The 18,443-nt window shown below is 71.2% G+C and carries 15 protein-coding genes; 3 read left to right on the top strand and 12 right to left on the bottom strand.

What is annotated here, in order from left to right; translation table 11 throughout:
* Window positions 1-143: 143 nt before the first annotated feature.
* The 3 genes from ACPXB1_RS09310 to lysS form a co-directional block, all read right to left on the bottom strand.
* A complete protein-coding gene (locus ACPXB1_RS09310; protein ID WP_355590030.1) occupies window positions 144-2,675 on the bottom strand; it encodes an ATP-dependent Clp protease ATP-binding subunit in 2,532 nt (843 codons plus the stop codon).
* A 500-nt stretch (window positions 2,676-3,175) separates the two neighbouring features.
* Window positions 3,176-3,520 (bottom strand): histone-like nucleoid-structuring protein Lsr2, encoded by a 345-nt coding sequence (locus tag ACPXB1_RS09305; RefSeq protein ID WP_007466057.1) that lies wholly within the window; start codon window positions 3,518-3,520, stop codon window positions 3,176-3,178.
* Window positions 3,521-3,631: 111 nt separating this feature from the next.
* Entirely contained in the window at window positions 3,632-5,140 is a 1,509-nt protein-coding gene (lysS, locus tag ACPXB1_RS09300) for a lysine--tRNA ligase (RefSeq protein ID WP_355590033.1), read from the bottom strand.
* A gap of 89 nt (window positions 5,141-5,229) precedes the next feature.
* Here lysS and ACPXB1_RS09295 point away from each other — a divergent pair, with 89 nt between their 5' ends.
* The gene (locus tag ACPXB1_RS09295; protein ID WP_355590036.1) at window positions 5,230-5,970 is read left to right on the top strand and encodes a class I SAM-dependent methyltransferase; all 741 of its coding nucleotides are present in this window, start codon (window positions 5,230-5,232) and stop codon (window positions 5,968-5,970) included.
* Between the two features lie 12 nt (window positions 5,971-5,982).
* Here ACPXB1_RS09295 and ACPXB1_RS09290 read toward each other — a convergent pair whose 3' ends face one another.
* The 7 genes from ACPXB1_RS09290 to ACPXB1_RS09260 all read right to left on the bottom strand — a co-directional run bounded on the left by ACPXB1_RS09290 (window position 5,983) and on the right by ACPXB1_RS09260 (window position 12,794).
* Entirely contained in the window at window positions 5,983-6,741 is a 759-nt protein-coding gene (locus tag ACPXB1_RS09290; RefSeq protein ID WP_355590039.1) for a type III pantothenate kinase, read from the bottom strand.
* A 17-nt stretch (window positions 6,742-6,758) separates the two neighbouring features.
* Complete coding sequence (nadC, locus tag ACPXB1_RS09285; RefSeq protein ID WP_425735061.1) at window positions 6,759-7,655, bottom strand: carboxylating nicotinate-nucleotide diphosphorylase; 897 nt, start codon at window positions 7,653-7,655, stop codon at window positions 6,759-6,761.
* A gap of 53 nt (window positions 7,656-7,708) precedes the next feature.
* A complete protein-coding gene (locus ACPXB1_RS09280) occupies window positions 7,709-9,403 on the bottom strand; it encodes an L-aspartate oxidase (RefSeq protein ID WP_425735060.1) in 1,695 nt (564 codons plus the stop codon).
* Between the two features lie 108 nt (window positions 9,404-9,511).
* Window positions 9,512-10,396 carry a septum formation family protein gene (locus ACPXB1_RS09275; protein ID WP_425735145.1) on the bottom strand — a complete coding sequence of 295 codons (885 nt, stop codon included), beginning with the start codon at window positions 10,394-10,396 and terminating at the stop codon, window positions 9,512-9,514.
* Window positions 10,397-10,503: 107 nt separating this feature from the next.
* A complete protein-coding gene (gene panD / locus ACPXB1_RS09270; RefSeq protein ID WP_355590051.1) occupies window positions 10,504-10,932 on the bottom strand; it encodes an aspartate 1-decarboxylase in 429 nt (142 codons plus the stop codon).
* A gap of 42 nt (window positions 10,933-10,974) precedes the next feature.
* The gene (gene panC, locus ACPXB1_RS09265) at window positions 10,975-11,823 is read right to left on the bottom strand and encodes a pantoate--beta-alanine ligase (protein WP_355590054.1); all 849 of its coding nucleotides are present in this window, start codon (window positions 11,821-11,823) and stop codon (window positions 10,975-10,977) included.
* Entirely contained in the window at window positions 11,820-12,794 is a 975-nt protein-coding gene (locus tag ACPXB1_RS09260) for a Rossmann-like and DUF2520 domain-containing protein (RefSeq protein ID WP_355590057.1), read from the bottom strand. Before ACPXB1_RS09260 ends, panC begins: the two co-directional genes overlap by 4 nt.
* Before the next feature lie 146 nt (window positions 12,795-12,940).
* Here ACPXB1_RS09260 and ACPXB1_RS09255 point away from each other — a divergent pair, with 146 nt between their 5' ends.
* Together ACPXB1_RS09255 and ACPXB1_RS09250 are read left to right on the top strand one after the other, a co-directional pair.
* A complete protein-coding gene (locus tag ACPXB1_RS09255; RefSeq protein ID WP_355590060.1) occupies window positions 12,941-14,242 on the top strand; it encodes an SAM-dependent methyltransferase in 1,302 nt (433 codons plus the stop codon).
* On the top strand, window positions 14,239-15,426 hold the full coding sequence (locus ACPXB1_RS09250; RefSeq protein ID WP_355627857.1) for an NADH-quinone oxidoreductase subunit D: 1,188 nt from the start codon (window positions 14,239-14,241) through the stop codon (window positions 15,424-15,426). The genes ACPXB1_RS09255 and ACPXB1_RS09250 overlap by 4 nt, the downstream gene beginning before the upstream one ends.
* Before the next feature lie 35 nt (window positions 15,427-15,461).
* On the opposite strand, the gene ACPXB1_RS09245 is transcribed toward ACPXB1_RS09250, so the two are convergent.
* On the bottom strand, window positions 15,462-17,222 hold the full coding sequence (locus ACPXB1_RS09245; RefSeq protein WP_425735059.1) for a hypothetical protein: 1,761 nt from the start codon (window positions 17,220-17,222) through the stop codon (window positions 15,462-15,464).
* A gap of 108 nt (window positions 17,223-17,330) precedes the next feature.
* Complete coding sequence (locus ACPXB1_RS09240; protein ID WP_425735058.1) at window positions 17,331-18,335, bottom strand: glycine betaine ABC transporter substrate-binding protein; 1,005 nt, start codon at window positions 18,333-18,335, stop codon at window positions 17,331-17,333.
* Window positions 18,336-18,443 lie beyond the last annotated feature (108 nt).

Below are 18,443 nucleotides of genomic sequence, written 5' to 3'. Positions count from 1 at the left end.
GGGGGGGTTTGGGCGGGGGGGGGGCGGCCGGGCGGGGTGGGGGGGGGCAGGGGGTTTGGGGTGGTGTGGGTGGTGGGGTACGCCAACCGGGGGGGCCCGGGGGGTTTCCGCCCCGGGGGCCCCGCCCCTTGCTGCTGGTTCTACTACTCGTCCGCGCCTGCGGCGGCGGTGCCACCGAGGTCGGCCGGCACGGCGTCCGGAACCTCGACCGGCTTCTCCGCACCCCGGAAGACGAGCTTGGACTTGTCGATGTCGTTCGGGTCGCCTTCGCAGTCGACAACCACGATCTGACCGGGGGTCAGCTCGTTGAACAGGATGCGCTCGGACAGGTTGTCCTCGATGTCGCGCTGGATCGTGCGACGAAGCGGACGGGCACCGAGCACCGGGTCGAAGCCCTTCGCAGCCAGGTACTTCTTGGCGTTGTCGGTCAGCTCCAGACCCATGTCCTTGTTGTGCAGCTGGGTCTCGATCCGCCGGATCATGATGTCCACGATCGAGAGGATCTCGGTCTGACGCAGCTGGTGGAAGACGATGGTGTCGTCGATCCGGTTGAGGAACTCAGGCCGGAAGTGCTGCTTGAGCTCGTCGTTGACCTTCTGCTTCATCCGGTCGTAGGTCGACTCGGAGTCCTCCGACTGCTGGAAGCCCAGCGACACGGCCTTGGCCACGTCACGGGTGCCCAGGTTGGTGGTCAGGATGATGACCGTGTTCTTGAAGTCCACGATCCGACCCTGACCGTCGGTGAGCCGACCGTCTTCCAGGATCTGCAGGAGCGTGTTGAACACGTCCGGGTGGGCCTTCTCGATCTCGTCGAACAGGACCACCGAGAACGGCCGACGTCGCACCTTCTCGGTCAGCTGCCCGCCCTCGTCGTAGCCGACGTAGCCGGGAGGGGCACCCACGAGCCGGGACACCGTGTACCGGTCGTGGAACTCGGACATGTCCAGCTGGATGAGGGCGTCCTCGCTGCCGAAGAGGAACTCGGCAAGCGCCTTGGACAGCTCGGTCTTACCGACACCGGACGGGCCGGCGAAGATGAACGAGCCCGAGGGGCGCTTCGGGTCCTTCAGGCCGGCCCGGGTACGCCGGATCGCCTTCGAGACGGCCTTGACCGCGTCCTCCTGGCCGATGACGCGCTTGTGCAGCTCGTCCTCCATGCGCAGCAGGCGCGAAGTCTCCTCCTCGGTCAGCTTGTAGACCGGGATGCCGGTCCAGTTGCCGAGAACCTCGGCGATCTGCTCGTCGTCAACCTCGCTGACGACGTCCAGGTCACCGGCCTTCCACTCCTTCTCCCGCTGCGCCTTCTGACCGAGGAGCTGCTTCTCCTTGTCACGCAGCTGGGCGGCGCGCTCGAAGTCCTGCGCGTCGATCGCGGACTCCTTGTCACGACGCACCTGGGCGATGCGCTCGTCGAAGTCACGCAGGTCTGGCGGCGCGGTCATCCGACGGATCCGCATCCGGGCGCCGGCCTCGTCGATCAGGTCGATCGCCTTGTCCGGAAGGAAGCGGTCGGAGATGTACCGGTCGGCCAGGGTGGCAGCGGCCACGAGGGCGGCGTCGGTGATGCTGACGCGGTGGTGCGCCTCGTAACGGTCGCGCAGGCCCTTGAGGATCTCGATGGTGTGCGCCAGCGACGGCTCACCCACCTGGATCGGCTGGAAACGACGCTCGAGCGCGGCGTCCTTCTCCAGGTGCTTGCGGTATTCGTCGAGCGTCGTGGCGCCGATGGTCTGCAGCTCACCACGGGCCAGCATCGGCTTGAGGATGCTCGCCGCGTCGATCGCGCCCTCGGCGGCACCCGCACCCACCAGGGTGTGGATCTCGTCGATGAACAGGATGATGTCGCCGCGCGTACGGATCTCCTTGAGCACCTTCTTGAGGCGCTCCTCGAAGTCACCGCGGTAGCGGGAACCGGCGACCAGCGCACCGAGGTCGAGCGTGTAGAGCTGCTTGTCCTTCAGAGTCTCGGGCACCTCGCCCTTGATGATCTTCTGGGACAGCCCCTCCACCACGGCGGTCTTACCGACGCCGGGCTCACCGATCAGGACCGGGTTGTTCTTGGTGCGGCGGGACAGCACCTGCATGACCCGCTCGATTTCCTTCTCGCGCCCGATGACCGGGTCGAGCTTGCCCTCCCGGGCGGCCTGGGTCAGGTTACGGCCGAACTGGTCCAGCACCAGGCTGGTCGACGGCGCGGCCTCACCCGGCGCGGCGCCAGCGGCGGCCGGCTCCTTGCCCTGGTAGCCCGACAGCAGCTGGATCACCTGTTGGCGGACCCGGTTGAGGTCGGCGCCGAGCTTCACAAGCACCTGGGCGGCGACGCCCTCACCCTCACGGATCAGCCCGAGCAGGATGTGCTCAGTGCCGATGTAGTTGTGCCCCAGCTGAAGCGCCTCGCGCAGCGACAGCTCCAGCACCTTCTTGGCCCGCGGCGTGAACGGGATGTGCCCGCTCGGCGCCTGCTGGCCCTGGCCGATGATCTCCTCGACCTGCTGACGGACGCCCTCCAGGGAGATGCCGAGGCTCTCCAGGGCCTTGGCTGCCACGCCTTCACCTTCGTGGATCAGGCCCAGCAGGATGTGTTCCGTACCGATGTAGTTGTGGTTGAGCATCCGGGCCTCTTCTTGGGCCAGGACGACAACCCGTCGCGCTCGGTCGGTGAACCGCTCGAACATGCCCTCGTGCTCCTCACGTGCCGTGCGCCTTGATGGTCAAGATCTTGGCGGGGCCGGTGCGCGAACGTCCAAGACGGGCGTCCGTGCCTCCTTACTCTATCGTCGCTGACCGACTCAGCTGAGGTCGTGTGTCTCTGGTCTGGGTCAGTTCCGCGTCGTTTTGCACAACCGTCCGCGCTCAGGAGGTGTTCCGGTACCCCTGTCGCTACGCGCAGAGCGAAATCCGACCGGCGCGACGGAAGCCTTCTCCGGGCCCTCGGAGCGTCTCCGGGGCCCACGGAGGGTGGGCCGGCACCGGCGACGAACGCCGCGCGCGGCCCTGTGGGAGGTCGTCCACAGGCTGTGGATATCTTCTCCACCGGCTGTGGACAACGCCGGTCCGACCCGAAAGCTTCCCGGGGCCGGGGACAGCGCGGAGACGGCGACGCCGGCCCGGAGAATCTCCGGCCCGGCGTCGGTGTCGCCCTGCGGCGGCCAGCGGCCACCGATTGCTGAACGGGTCAGCGCTTGGCGTGGTACTCGTCGACGATCTCCTGCGGGATACGACCCCGATCCGAGATGTCCTTGCCGGCCTTCTTGGCCCACTCCCGGATTGCCTTGTTCTGCTCCCGGTCAGCGGTTGCGCCGCCCCTGCCGCGGGCAGCCCGACCGCCGATGACCACGCCACCGCGACCCACCTTGGTGCCGGCACCCACGTACGGCGCGAATACGTCGCGCAATTTCGCGGCGTTGGCACCGGACAGGTCGATCTCGTACTGAACGCCGTCGAGCGCGAACTTGACGGTCTCGTCAGCGTCCCCACCGTCCAGGTCATCGACCAGCTTGTGAATGATTTGCTTGGCCACGTCCCACATTCCTTTCGAGCAGGGTCGTCCTGCTAACGAGAGCACAATAACCCGTGCGCCGCTTGGCCCGTCAATAGGATGCGGTTACGGCACGCTGAGAGCCAGCTGAGACTACTCAGGGCGAACCAACGGGAACAGGATGGTTTCCCGAATTCCGAGGCCGGTCAGGGCCATCAACAGGCGGTCGATTCCCATTCCCATACCGCCCGCCGGCGGCATTCCGTACTCCATCGCCCGGAGAAAGTCCTCGTCGAGACGCATCGCCTCGTCGTCGCCGCGGGCGGCGAGCTGCGCCTGGGCCAGCAGCCGCTCGCGCTGCACCACAGGGTCGACCAACTCGGAGTACGCGGTGCCCAGTTCGAAGCCGAGGACGTAGAGGTCCCACTTCTCCGCCAGGCCCGGCTCGCTGCGGTGTGCCCGGGTCAGTGGGCTGGTCTCCTCCGGGTAGTCCCGCACGAAGGTGGGCGCCTCCAGGCCGGGTACGACCAGTTCCTCGAACAGTTCCTCGGCCAGCTTGCCCGGACCCCACTTCGGGTCCACGGCCAATCCCACCTTGTCGGCGTACTCCACGAGGCGGGACCGTTCGGTGCGGACCGTGACCTCCTCGCCGAGCGCTTCGGAAAGGACTCCGAACAGTGTCACCGAGCGCCACTCCCCGCCGAGGTCGAACTCGCGTCCGTCGGCGTGGGTCACCACCGTCGACCCGCCGACCGCGATCGCCGCCTGCTGCACGAGATTGCGCGTCAACTCGGCCATCGTGTCGTAGTCGCCGTACGCCTCGTACGTCTCCAGCATCGCGAACTCCGGCGAGTGCGAAGAGTCGACACCCTCATTACGGAAGTTGCGGTTGATCTCGAAGACGCGGTCGACGCCGCCGACCACTGCGCGCTTGAGAAACAGTTCCGGGGCGATTCGCAGATACAGATCGGTGCTCAACGCATTGCTGTGGGTCACGAACGGTCGGGCCGCCGCTCCACCGTGCAACAGTTGCAGCATCGGAGTTTCCACCTCGATGAAACCCTGCCCGTGCAGTGAATCGCGGAGGCTGCGTACGGCTGCGGCACGGGTGCGGACCATCTGCCGGGCCTGCGGCCGGACGATCAGGTCGACGTAACGCTGCCGGACCCGCGCCTCCTCGGAGAGCGGCTTGTGGGCCACCGGCAGCGGGCGCAGCGCCTTGGCGGTCATCTCCCAGCTGTCGGCAAGCACTGACAGCTCGCCCCGGCGGCTGGTGATCACCTCGCCGGTCACGCCGACGTGGTCGCCGAGGTCGACCAGGCGCTTCCACGCCTCCAGCCGCTCCGGCCCGACCCGGTCCAGGGAGAGCATCGCCTGCAACTCGGTGCCGTCACCGTCGCGCAGGGTGGCGAAGCAGAGCTTGCCGGTGTTGCGTACGAAGATCACCCGGCCGGTGACGGAGGCCTGGTCGCCGGTCGCGGTGTCGGTCGCCAGGTCGGCGTACTTCGCGCGGATCTCGGCGAGCGTGCTGGTGCGGGGAAAACCGATCGGGTACGGCTCGACGCCCTCGGCGAGCATCCGGTCCCGCTTCTCCCGGCGGACCTTCATCTGCTCCGGAAGGTCGTCGGCGGGGTCCACTGGCACGGCGTTCTGCTCGCTCACGGCACGCTTCCTCGTCACGAAGACTACTGGGGGTCAGGCCCGAGCGTACTCAAGCGCTCAGGTGCCCGTTACCGGATAGCCTGCCCGCCATGGCGGATCACACTCAGGCACTCTCGTTCGGTATGGCCGCAGCCGACTACGACCGGTTCCGGCCCCGCTATCCGATCGAAGCCGTGCGGTGGGCGCTGGACGGGCTCAGCGGCTCCGCCCGGGTCGTCGACCTGGGTGCGGGAACCGGCATCCTCACGCGCAGGGTGCTCGCACTCGGCCACCGGGTGACCCCTGTCGAGCCGGACCCGGAGATGCGCGCCCGGCTGGACGCCGCCACGCCGGGCAGCACCGCGTTGGCCGGCGGCGCCGAGTCGGTGCCGCTGCCCGACGGATCCGCCGACGCCGTGGTGGTGGGGCAGGCGTACCACTGGTTCGACAGGGAGCGGGCGCACGCCGAGATCGCGCGGGTGCTGCGACCGGGCGGGACGTTCGCCCCCATCTGGAACCTCCGGGACGATCAGGTGGGCTGGGTCGCCGAACTGGGACGGATCGCCCGTCTGGGGGACAACGCCGGCGACGTGATCGAGAGGTACACCGACTTCGGCTCCGCCTTCGGGGCGATCGAGCTGGGCGAGTTCACCCACCGCGCCACGCTCACGCCGGATGAGATAGTCGCCATGCTGCACACCCGCTCGTACTGGCTCACCGCCCCGGCGGAACAGCGGGCGGCGATCGACGAGGAGCTGCGAGCACTCTTCGCCACCCATCCGGACCTGGTCGGGCGCGCGACAGTCGACCTGCCGTACCGCACGATGGTCCTGCGCGCCCGGCGGCGCTGACGCCCGGCGGGGTCAGCGGTTGCGGTCGTAGACCATCCGCAGGCCGATCAGGGTGATCATCGGCTCGTGGTGGGTGATGCTGCGGCACTCGTTGATCACCAGGGAGGCGAGGCCACCGGTGGCGATAACGGCTTTCACCTCGCCCAGTTCCTCGGTCATCCGCTCGACGATCCGGTCCACCTGCCCGGCGAAGCCGAAGTACAGGCCGGACTGGAGGCACTCGACGGTGTTCTTGCCGATCACCGAGCGGGGCTTGGTCGCCTCGACCTTGCGCAGCTGGGCGGCCCGGGCTGCCAGCGCGTCGAAGGAGATCTCGATGCCCGGGGCGAACGCCCCACCGAGGAACTCGCCCCGACCGCTGATCACGTCGAAGTTGGTGGTCGTGCCGAAGTCCACGACGATCGACGGCCCCCCGTAGAGGGTGTACGCGGCGAGCGTGTTCACCACCCGGTCGGCGCCCACCTCCTTCGGGTTGTCGATCGCCAACTGCACGCCCGTCCGTACTCCGGGCTCGACGATCACGCTCGGCACGTCGGCGTAGTAGCGGCCGAGCATGGTCCGCAGCGACCGCAGAGCGGCCGGCACCGTGGAGCAGGCGGCCACACCGGTGATCTCGACGTTGTCCCCGGCGAGCAGACCCCGGAACTTCAGGCCCAGCTCGTCCGCCGTCGAGCGGGCATCGGTCTTGATCCGCCAGGAGTGCACCAGCTTGTCACCGTCGAAGGTCGCCAGCACGGTGTTTGTGTTTCCGATGTCGATGCAGAGCAGCACGCACGCAGCCTAGACAACTACTCGGAGCGCAGGTCCAGCGCGATGTCCAGGATCGGCGACGAATGTGTGAGCGCACCTACCGAGAGGAAGTCCACGCCGGTGGCCGCGTACCGGCCAGCCACCTCCAGCGTGAGCCCGCCGGTGGCCTCCAGCTCCGCCCGGTCGCCCACGGCGGCCACCGCCTCGGCCAGCGCCTCCGGCGTCATGTTGTCGCAGAGCAGGAAGTCCGCGCCGGCCTCCACAGCCTCCAGAGCCTCGGCGACGCATGTCACCTCGACCTGCACCGGCACCTCCGGGAACGCCTCCCGCACCCGCCGGTACGCGGCGGTGATGCTCCCGGCGGCCAGCTTGTGGTTGTCCTTGATCATGGCGACGTCGTAGAGGCCCATCCGCTTGTTGGTGCCCCCGCCGGCCCGCACCGCGTACTTCTCCAGCGCCCGCAGGCCCGGCGTCGTCTTGCGGGTGTCCAGGACCATCGCCTTGGTGCCCGCCAGGGCGTCCGCCCAGGCGCGGGTGTGGGTGGCCACCCCGGACATCCGGCAGAGCAGGTTGAGCGCCGTCCGCTCGGCCGTCAACAGCAGCCGGGTCGGGCCGGTCACCGTCGCCAGCACGTCGCCGCGCGCCACCCGCTCACCGTCGCGGGCCAGCTCCGACACCTCGACGGTACGCCCGAACGCGCTCACCTCGCCGACCAGCTCGAACACCGCGGTGGCCACGGCCAGCCCGGCCAGCACACCGTCCGCTCGCGCCACCAGGTCGGCCGTGTCGCTCTGCTCAGCCGGGATCGTCGCCACGCTCGTGACGTCGAGGAAATCCGGTCCCAGGTCCTCCACGAGCGCGTTCTCGATCACCTGCCGCACCTGCGCCGGATCCAGTCCGGCCGCCCGCAACGCCGCCTGCGTCGACTCCGTCATTTCCGTCTCCATTCGCGACTGCGGGGCTCGCAAACTCGGCTCACTCCTCGCGCTCACTGCCGCCCCTCCCATTGCTGCGTCAACCCGCCCTGCCTCCCGACCGACCCGACCAGGTGGCCCAGCCACCGCTCGTCGACAGTCGGGAAGTCCTCCCGCCAGTGACATCCCCGCGTCTCGGCGCGCGCGTACGCGGCGGCCACCAGCGCCGACGCCACAGTGAGCAGGTTCGTCGCCTCCCAGTCGGCGGTCCTCGACCGACCACGGGCGGTGCCCAACTCGGTAAGCGTCCCCGCCGTGCCGGTCAGCGTCGCGGCCGAGCGGAGCACCCCGGCGCCCCGCGTCATGGCCCGTTGCAGGGTCGGCGTCGCTTCGGCCGGCAGCAGCCAGCCCGCACTGCCGCGCCACGCGCCGACGTTCGCCGGTTGCGCCTGCTCGGGTAGCCCGGCGGCGATGTCGTCGGCGATCCGCCGGGAGAAGACCAGCCCCTCCAGCAGCGAGTTGCTGGCCAGGCGGTTGGCACCGTGCACACCGGTGCAGGCGACCTCGCCGCAGGCGTACAGGCCGGGGATGGAGGTGCGACCGCGCAGGTCCGTGCGGACGCCGCCGGAGGCGTAGTGCGCGGCCGGCGCGACAGGGATCAGGTCGGTGGCCGGGTCCACGCCGATCGCCAGGCAGGACGCAACGATTGTCGGGAACCGGCTGGCCAGGAAAGCCCCGCCCAGGTGCCGGGCGTCGAGGAAGACATGGTCGGCGCCGCTGGCCAGCAGCACCCGGTGGATGCCCTTGGCCACGACGTCGCGGGGAGCCAACTCGGCCAGTTCGTGCTGGCCCACCATGAACCGCTTGCCGTCGGAGTCCACCAGGTGCGCGCCCTCGCCGCGCAACGCCTCGGAGACCAGCGGCTGCTGCGCGTGGCCGGCGCCGGGCACCCCCGCGCCGGGCGGGGTGATCAGGGCGGTCGGGTGGAACTGGACGAACTCGATGTCGGTGACCGCCGCGCCGGCCCGCATCGCCAACGCCACCCCGTCACCCGTGGACACGGCCGGGTTGGTGGTGGCCGCGAAGACCTGCCCCATTCCGCCGGTGGCGAGCACCACCGCCCGGGCCAGCAGCGCGCCGACACCGTCCTCGCTGCCCTCGCCCAGCACGTGCAGGGTGATCCCACAGGCCGGGCCGAGGCCGTCCGGGCCGTCGCCGGGCGCCCGCAGCAGGTCCAGCACCAGGGCGTGCTCCACCAGTCGGATCCACGGGTCGCGCTGCACCGCCGCGTGCAACGCCCTCTGCACCTCGGCGCCCGTCGCGTCGCCACCGGCGTGCACGATCCGGTCCGCCCGGTGCCCACCCTCACGGGTCAGCATCAGCGAGCCGTCCGGGTGGCGGTCGAATTCGGCGCCGATCCGCATCAGCTCCCGCAGCCGGGTCGGACCCTCCTCGACAAGCGCCCGGACCGCCGCCGGGTCGCAGAGCCCCACCCCGGCGATCTCGGTGTCCCGGGCGTGCGCCGCCGGGGTGTCGGCCGGGTCGAGCACGGCGGCGATGCCACCCTGCGCCCACCGCGTCGAACCGTCATCAATGTTGACCTTGGTCACGACCGTGACGTGCAGACCCGCCTCGCGCAGGTGCAGTGCGGCGGTCAACCCGGCCACCCCGGAACCCACCACGATCACGTCGGTGGTCTCCACCCAGCCGGGCGCGGGCGCGGCAAGCAACGGCGGCAGGGCCGGCAGATCGACGGTCGGAAAATCCATCCCCCCAGTCAACCCGAACCATCCTCGTCCGGGGGCGACGGGGGCGGGACAAGTGGTTTGGGCTACCCCGTCCGGCGGTCGCCCCGCCGCGCCGACCGGCCCCGCTTGTCACTTCGTCCGGACCGGCAGGCCGGCAGCGCCCGCGCCGCGCAGTGAGGCGGTCACCGTACGGTCGCTGAGCCACAGGTAGCAGCGGACGCCTCGATCACCGACCCGCCAACGGCCAGCACCCGGTGGCCGCACCACCACGCCGCTGCGAAACCGCAGGTCGGCGTCGTCCGGAACGCCGACGTACCGGCCGAGGATGCTGCGGCAACCGTCGTAGAGCGGCACCCAGTCGGCGTCCCGGGTCGGGTACGGCCGGTCCGGTGCACGCCACACCCCGACGAACTCGGCATCGTGCTGCTTGCCGCACTCCACCGGGACCAGGGTCTGCACACCTCTGCCCGCGCCGCCACGGGTCTGCTGGCAGCCCAACCGCAGCCCGGAGGGCGCCTTCAGCGCGTCCCGCAGACTGCCCGACCGGACCACCACGGTGGCCGCCGCCTCGACAGTGGTCAACTCGGTGAGGTCACATCGGAACCAACGGGAGCCGGCCGCCCAACCCGGCCCGGACGGCAGCGCCACCGACAACCGCAGCCGCCCGGCCCGCCAGTCGTCGCCCACGTACGCGGAGGCCCTGGTGTCGCACTCGGCGAACGCGCCGCGCAACTCGGTCGACCCGTTGGCCGGGACGGCGGCCCGCTCGACCGGAAACGCCCCCACATGCGCGGTCTCCACCCGGTGCGGGCCGGCGCAGTCGATCGGCTGGTAGCTGGCCAGGGTGACCACCTCGGTGAAGTCGGCGGCCTGGCACACACCGGCGGCCGGCGTGAACGCCGTGGCCGGCGGCAACGCCGCCCAGTCGTCGGTCAGGTCACCGTCCAGGTCACCGGACGCACCGCAGCCGACCAGCAGCACCGCCGCGACGACAGAGGCGAGCACAGGCGTCATGGCACGGCGCATCGCGGCCTCCCCCAGCACCGACCGTCTTCCGACGGCGTGCCAAGGGTAACCGGAAATGACCTTCCGGTGACAGACCGGAATCGCGTCGCGTGGGGTCAGACGCCGGACACGGCTAGCGGGCTGGGCACCGGGTCGCCGGCCGTGCCCGGGGCCACCGCAGCCGGGTCGGCACCCAACTCGATCACCCGGTTGTCGGCGTCCACGTGCACGACCCGGGGCCGGTACGACCGGGCCTCGGCGTCGTCCATCTGCCCGTACGAGATCAGGATGACCAGGTCACCGGGGTGCACGAGGTGGGCGGCGGCACCATTGATACCGATCACGCCGCTGCCCCGCTCACCCGGGATCACGTACGTTTCCAGCCGGGCGCCGTTCGTGATGTCCACGATCGCGACCTGCTCGCCGGGGAGCAGGTCGGCGGCGTCGAGCAGGTCCTCGTCCACCGTCACCGAGCCGACGTAGTGCAGGTCCGCCTGGGTCACAGTGGCTCGGTGGATCTTCGACTTGAGCATGGTCCGCAGCATCGGGGCTGGCCTTTCGAAAGGTGGTGGAGGGGTGCGGCCGGGTCAGGAGCGAGGGGCGAGGTGGACGGCCGCGTTGTCGATCAACCGGGTGCTTCCCACCCAGGCGGCGATCACCAGTCGCGCCGGCCCGGACACTGGCCCCGGCTCCAGCTCGGGATCGGTGAGCACCAGGTAGTCGAGCTGAGCGCCGGGCGTACCGGCACCGAACGCGGCGTGCGCGGCGGTAAGCACCGCCCCCGCGTCCAGGCCGTCGTCGGCGGCCCGGGCACCGGCACGCAGCGCGGCGGACAGGCTCAGCGCCGCAGCCCGCTCGGGCTCGCTCAGGTAGCGGTTGCGGCTGGACAGCGCCAGGCCGTCCGGCTCCCGCACGGTCGGTACGCCGACCACCTCGACCGGCACGTCCAGATCCCGCGTCATCCGCCGGACCAGGGTGAGCTGCTGATAGTCCTTCTCACCGAAGAACGTCAGGTCGGGCCGGGTGAGCTGGAGCAGCTTGAGCACCACGGTGAGCACACCGTGGAAGAAGCCGGGACGACTGGCGCCCTCCAGCTCCGCGCCGAGCGGCCCCGGATCGAGGCGCACCCGGGGCTGACCGTCCGGGTACATGTCCGCCACCGACGGGGCGAACACCAGATCGGCCCCCGCCCGCCGGCACACCTCCAGGTCAGTGTCGAGGGTGCGCGGATAGCGGTCGAAGTCCTCGTTCGGCCCGAACTGCAGCGGGTTCACGAAGATCGTCACCAGCACGTGGTCGGCCCGTTCCCGGGCGGCCCGCAGCAGCGTCTCGTGCCCGGAGTGCAGGGCACCCATGGTCATCACCACGCCGACGGTGCCCTTCAGCGCGGCCCGCGCCTCGGCCAGCTCGGCCCGCGTGTGCACAAGCTGCGTCATGCCGCCACCTCCCGATCGCTGTCGGCCAGCACGCCCAGCAGCGACTGCGCGTCCACAGGCCGCAGCCGGCCTGCGGCGATCGCCCGATCGGCGGTACGCCGGGCCAAAGCCAGGTAGGCCGGGACGGACTCCGGTGCGGTGGCCGCCAACCGGGCCAGATGCCGCTCGACAGTGCCGGCGTCGCCCCGGGAGACCGGGCCCGTCAGGGCGTCGTCACCGAGCCGCAGCGCGTTCTCCAGGGCTGCCCGCAGCAGCGGGGCGAGCACCTTCTCCGGCCGGGACACCCCGGCGTCACGCAGCCGGTCGGCCGCCTCGTTCACAAGGGTCACCAGGTGGTTCGCACCGTGTGCCAGCGCGGCGTGATAGAGCGGGCGGTCCGTCTCGGCCACCCACTCGGGCACGCCACCAAGGTCGGCCACCAGCCGGGCAGCCAACGGGCGCAGCTCGGCCGGGGCGGTCACCCCGTACGAGATGCCGGCCAGGCGGGCCAGGTCGTCAGGCGTACCGGTGAAGGTCATTGCCGGGTGCAGGGCGAGCAGGCGGGCGCCGACCGCGGCGGCCGGGGCCAGCACGGCCAGCCCGTGCGCGCCGGAGGTGTGCGCGACCACCTGGCCCGGGCGCAGCGCGCCCCGCTCGGCGAGGTCGGCGACCACCCCGGCCAACGCGTCGTCCGGCACGGCGATCACCAGCAGGTCGGCGGCGGCGTGCGCGACGGCGGCGGCCGGGCGGCGGGGCACCTCGGGCAGCAGCAGGGCGAGCCGGGCGCGACTGGCACCTGATTCACCCGTGACGGCTGCCACCCGGTGCCCGGCTGCGGCGAGGGCCGCGCCCAGCACGGCACCGACCCGGCCGGCGCCGACGACGCCAACGGTCAGCAGGCGGGATGTGGCGGGGGCGCCGGTGACGGCGCGATCCCACGGCACGGCGGGCCCAAGCTGGGCGGCCGGACGCGGGCGCAACGGTGCGCTCATGGCGACGATCCAGTCCTCGAGAAGGGGTACCGGTCGATCGCAAGTATGCTCCCGCGCCGCAGAACCCAAACAGGATGTGTGAAAACGTTCACCGCCTCAGGTCGTAGGGTCGGCACGGTGACGCACCCTGACCCCGGAGTGAACTGATGTCGATCCGCTGGCGGGACGCCATGGACAGGGCCCTCTACGGGCCGGGCGGCTTCTTCGTCTCCGGCACCGGCCCGGCCGACCACTTCCGCACCAGCGTGCACGCCTCCCCGGCGTTCGCCGCCGCTCTGCTGCGCCTTCTCTCGCAGGTCGACGCTGCTCTCGGCCACCCTGCTCGGCTCTCCGTGGTCGACGTCGGCGCCGGGCGGGGAGAACTGCTGCTCACCCTGCAGAGGCTCGTCGAGGCCGTCGGGGTTGCGGTGGGGGTTTCCGGGGAGCCCACCCACTCCGGGCGGTCAGGCTTGATCCCTGCGTGGGCGGGCTCCCCGGAAACCCTGACTTCCACGGCCTCCGCCCGCCGGTCACCCGGCGATCCGTCATTCGCCGCTGCTCGTACGTCTCTCGCGGAGCGGGTGCGGTTCACGGCTGTCGAGTTGGCACCTCGACCCGAGCACCTGCCTGAAGAGATCGAGTGGGTGTCCGAGATTCCGGCGGGGATAACCGGACTGTTGATCGCTACCGAGTGGTTGGACAACGTTCCGCTCGACGTGGCGGCGCTCACCGGGGATGGCTGGCGATACGTGCTGGTCGACCCGGACAGCGGCGCCGAGACGGTTGGTGAGCTGGTCAGCACTGCTGATCTTGAGTGGCTGACAACGTGGTGGCCCCTGCCCTCGGACCCACCGTCATCAGGTGCGGACAGCGACCCGGATCCGGCCTCGACCTGGACCGACGCGACAAGCGGAAGCGAGTCGGGTTTCCGGCCAGCCCGGCCGGCGCAGGGATCAAGCCTGACCGCCCGGAGCCGGCCGGGCTGCCCGGAAACCCCCAACGGCAACGCACGCGCAGAGATAGGTAGGAGCAGGGACGAAGCCTGGGCGGCAGCGGTGCAGAAGATCGAACGTGGGCTCGCGGTCGCTGTCGACTACGGGCACCTGCGGGAGAGCAGGCCGGTGGACGGGACGTTGACCGGGTATCGAGGTGGGCGGCAGGTGCCTCCGGTGCCGGACGGGTCGAGCGATGTGACAGCGCACGTGGCAATGGACTCCGTCGCATCCGCTGGCGCGGCTGTGGCTCTGTGCGCGTACTCCCTGGTCTCGCAGTCCGAGGCGCTGCGGGCGCTCGGGGCCGACGGCGGCCGACCGCCGCTGAGCCTGGCCGGCACCGACCCGGCAGGGTACGTGCGGGCGCTGGCCGCCGCGTCGGCGGTGGCCGAGCTGACCGACCCGGCCGGACTCGGCGGGCACTTGTGGCTGCGCCAACCGGTCGGCATCGAGCTCGCGCCGGCCGTGGCACGATGACGGGCATGACCACCGACGCCGGGGACCTCCGTGAACTGACCGTCGGCACCGGGGCCGGCCTGGTCGCCGGGACCGGCGGTGAACAACTCGGTACCGACATGGTGCTGAACATCGGCCCGCAACACCCGTCGACGCACGGCGTGCTGCGGCTCAAGCTGGTGCTGGACGGCGAACGGGTGATCGCCTGCGAACCGATCGTCGGCTACATGCACCGGGGGGCCGAGAAGCTCTTCGAGGTCCGCGACTACCGGCAGATCATCGTGCTTGCCAACAGGCACGACTGGCTTTCGGCGTTCTCCAACGAGCTGGGCGTTGTGCTCGCTGTGGAACGCCTCATGGGCATGGAGGTGCCGGAGCGCGCCACCTGGCTGCGGATGGCCCTCGCCGAGCTGAACCGGGTGCTCAACCACCTGATGTTCCTCGGCTCCTACCCGCTGGAGATCGGCGCGATCACGCCGATGTTCTACGCCTTCCGGGAACGGGAGACCATCCAGGCGGTGATGGAGGAGGTCTCTGGCGGCCGGATCCACTACATGTTCAACAGGGTGGGCGGCCTCAAGGAAGAGGTGCCCTACGGCTGGACCGGGCGGGCACGGGCGGCCATCGGCGAGGTACGTCGACGACTGCCCGACCTGGACAACCTGATCCGACGCAACGAGATCTTCCTGGCCCGCACAGTGGGCGTGGGAGTGCTGTCCGCAGCCGACGCCGCCGCGTTCGGCGCGTCCGGCCCGGTGGCCAGGGCCTCCGGGCTCGACCTGGACCTCCGCCGCGACGACCCCTACCTGGCCTACGACGAGCTGGACGTGCCGGTGGTGACGAAGACCGCCGGGGACTGCCACGCCCGCTTCGAGGTGCTGCTCGACCAGGTGTACGCGTCGCTGGACCTCGCCGAGCAGTGCCTGGCCCGGGTGGACCAGCTCACCGGGCCGATCAACACCCGGCTGCCAAAGGTGCTGAAGGCTCCGGAGGGCCACACGTACGCGTGGACCGAGAACCCGCTCGGCATCAACGGCTACTACCTGGTGTCCCGGGGTGAGAAGACGCCGTGGCGGTTGAAGTTGCGCACCGCGTCGTACGCCAACGTGCAGGCGCTCGCCACCCTGCTCCCCGGCTGCCTCGTGCCGGATCTGATCGCGATCCTCGGCTCGATGTTCTTTGTGGTCGGCGACATCGACAAGTGACCCGGCGGCCGTTGTGGCTGCTTGCGGTTGCGGAGTCAGCGCCAGCGGTCGGTGACCGGGGCGCCACCTGCGCGTGGCACGTCGTCCTGCGGCGGGTAGCCGTACCGCTCGTCGACCCGCCGCCGACCGGCCCGCTCGGGTGCGGGTTCCGGCTCGTGGCCACGCTGGCGGGGCGGGCGCCACTCGTCCGGGACGGGCACCCCACCTGCCGGCAGCGCCGCCCGTCCCGCCGGCTCGCCCCGGCGCGGGTCGTCCTGCCGGCGCGGGTCGTCCTGCCAGCGTGAGTCGTCGGACCAGCGTGAGTCGTCCGGCCGGCGTGGGTCCTCGCGACGGCTCGGGTCCTCGTGGCGGACGGAGGCCCAGCGGTCGGCCATCCGGTACTCGGTGCCCGTACCGTCTGCGTGCACCTCGGCCCGGCGCTCGCCGACGTGCAGCTCACGGCCGTGCTCGTCGTCGCGGACGGCCGCCCACCGATCGCCGGCACGCAACTGCGACCAGTACTCGCCGGTGTCGTCAGCCCGCAGGGGAGGACCGGACTGCGGTGCCGCGGCACCGGCCCGGCCCGGCTGGGGGGACTGCGTCCAGCCACTGTCGTCGCGCTGCGACCGGGCACTCCAGGCGGGTTCCTCCGGCTGGGCGTAGGCGTCGCGCGGATCGGTCCACTGCGGCTCGTCGCGGCGGGGAGCCGCCTCCGGGGCCGGTCCCCAGCCGTCCCGTACGCCCGGTCGGGCCGGCTCACCACGGGTCACCGGCTGCCCACCCCAGGAACGGTCGTCGGCGGGACGGGCGTGGTCGTCCGCGTTCCAGGCGGCCGGGGCGGCACGGGGGCGGTCGTCGTCGTACGCGGGCCGGGGGTTCTCCTGGTCGCCCCACGAGTGCTCGGCCGACCGTGCACGCCCCTGCGCGCCGCCACCGCCCCGGGTCCATTCCTGCGCCGGCGGGGTCCACTGGCCTGCGTACCCGCTGCCGTAGCGGCCGTCCGGCTCGGCCTGCCCGCCGTCGACAACTGTGTGCCGGGTGGTGACGTGGACCGTCTCGGTGTGCCGGACCACACCGACCGGCCGGGGCGCCGGCTCGAGGCGTTCATGCTCGCGGGGGCGGTCATGCTCGCGGGGGCCGGGGACCGAGCCGTACCCGGTGCGCGGCTCTGCCCCGTGCCGGCCGGCGGCGGGCTGCTCGGGGCCGGCGTCCGCGGCGGCGCGGCTGCGGTACGCGGGCTCGTCGTCGTCGGGGCGCTCCTGGCCGCCCCAGCGGGCGGGGGCGTCGTCCGCTACCGAAACCCGGGCCCGAGCGGCCGGCGCGTCGGCGGGAACCGAGGCCCGGCTGCGGGCGGGCGGTGCCTGGTCGACGGGGTCGGCGGCAGGCACCCGCGCACGGCCCGCGCCTGCGGGTTCGGCCGCCGGGGTGGCACCGGCTAGGGCGGCACCCGTGGCGTCGAGGCGACGGCGGACCGCAGCGACGCCCTCCTGCGCACGCTGCGCCTGGTCGAGAGCCTGGTTGCCGCGCTGGGCGGCGGCGACGATCTCGGCGCGTAGTTCCCGCCGGACCTCCTCGATCTCGTCCAGCAACTCGTCGGCCCGCGCCGAGGCGCCAGCGTTGTCCGGCCGCAACGCGATGGAGAGACCGATCAACACCACGGCCAGGATGGCGAGTACCGCCGCGAAGCGCAGAGGACCGTTACCGTCGGCGACCAGCAGGATCAGCGCAGCCAGCGGGGCGAGGCCCACGCCGGCCCAGAAGAGCACGGTCAGCAGCAGCGGTTGACGCCGGGCGTCGGGGGTGGCCGGGGCTGACATGGATGTGCAGCCTACCGACGATTTCCACCAGATGGAACGGGCCCTACCGGACGGAGAACGCCCCCGGCCCGAGTGGGACGGGGGCGTCGCCGGCACGCCGTAAGTGCGTCAGCTGGTGGCGAAGGCACCGTCCGACGAGAAGATCAGACCAACGCTGATCTTGCCCTCACGCAGCGCGTTCTTGGTCAGCGGACCGCCCTGGTCCAGCGAGGAGAACGAGCCCACCGAGAGCCCGTACGTCTTCTCCAGGCCCGGCTTGCAGAACGGACGCTGCTGGCACTCCGGCGGGCCACCCAGCACAGTGGCGCTGCCGGAGCACTTCGTGGCGAACTCGGAGAGGGTCCGCACGCCGTACTTGTCGGCGAACGCCTGGGTGACCGCGAAGGCGTTCTGGTCCTGCGCGGCGGCCGGTGCACCGAACGTGAGGCCCACCTTGTCGCCCTGGGCCTTGAGCGCCGTCACCGTGGCGTTGATGTCGGGCGAGGAGACCGGCTGGGCGTTCGGGCCGTTGGCCTTGGTGTTGAGGAACTCGGCCATCGTCGCCGCGTACTCCGGGACGACCTGGACCTCGCCCTTCTCCAGCGCCGGCTCGTAGAGCTCCCGGTTGCCGATCTGTTGCACCTTGACCTGGTAGCCGGCCGCGGTGAGCGCGACGCGGTACAGCTCGCCCAGGATCTGGCTCTCACTGAAGTTAGCGGCGCCGACCACGATCTCGCCGCCCGGGCCCTTGGCGATGCCCGTGGTGATGTTGTTCGCGGCGGCGAACTCCTCCGCAGCGACCTTGGGAGTCTTGCGGTCGACGTCGACGGTCTTGTTGAGCTGGACCAGCTTCGGAGTGTCGAGCGCCGCGGAGACCTTGTCCAGAGCGGCGATCAGCTCCGGGGTGGCCACCTTGGTATTGACCGCCGGAATGACGTTGTCGGAGTTCTGCAGCTTCTTGTCGTCCTCCAGCGCCACGAGCTGCTGGCCGGCGACCGGGGCGCACCCTGCGCCGGACGCGCTCGTCTGCGGCGCGTCGGTGCCGGACGAACCGGCATCACCGCAGCCGGTGAGGAGCGCTGCTCCGGCGACGGCGCCGATCGCGCCCATCGCCAGACGTGTACGTGCGCGCATGTGCCCGCCTTCCGTGTCCCGGCGCGGCCCGTCCCGGGCCGGCCGCGTGTCCGACGGGCGATCCTGACTGTCGGCCGCCCGCGACTATCCACCCAACATGGTCCGCAA

It is taken from the genome of Micromonospora sp. DT68, assembly GCF_049847245.1.
GTDB classification, from domain to species: Bacteria; Actinomycetota; Actinomycetes; order Mycobacteriales; family Micromonosporaceae; genus Micromonospora; species Micromonospora profundi.
The sequence above is the reverse complement of the archived record's forward strand: the minus strand, read 5'-3'. Positions and strand labels throughout refer to the sequence as shown.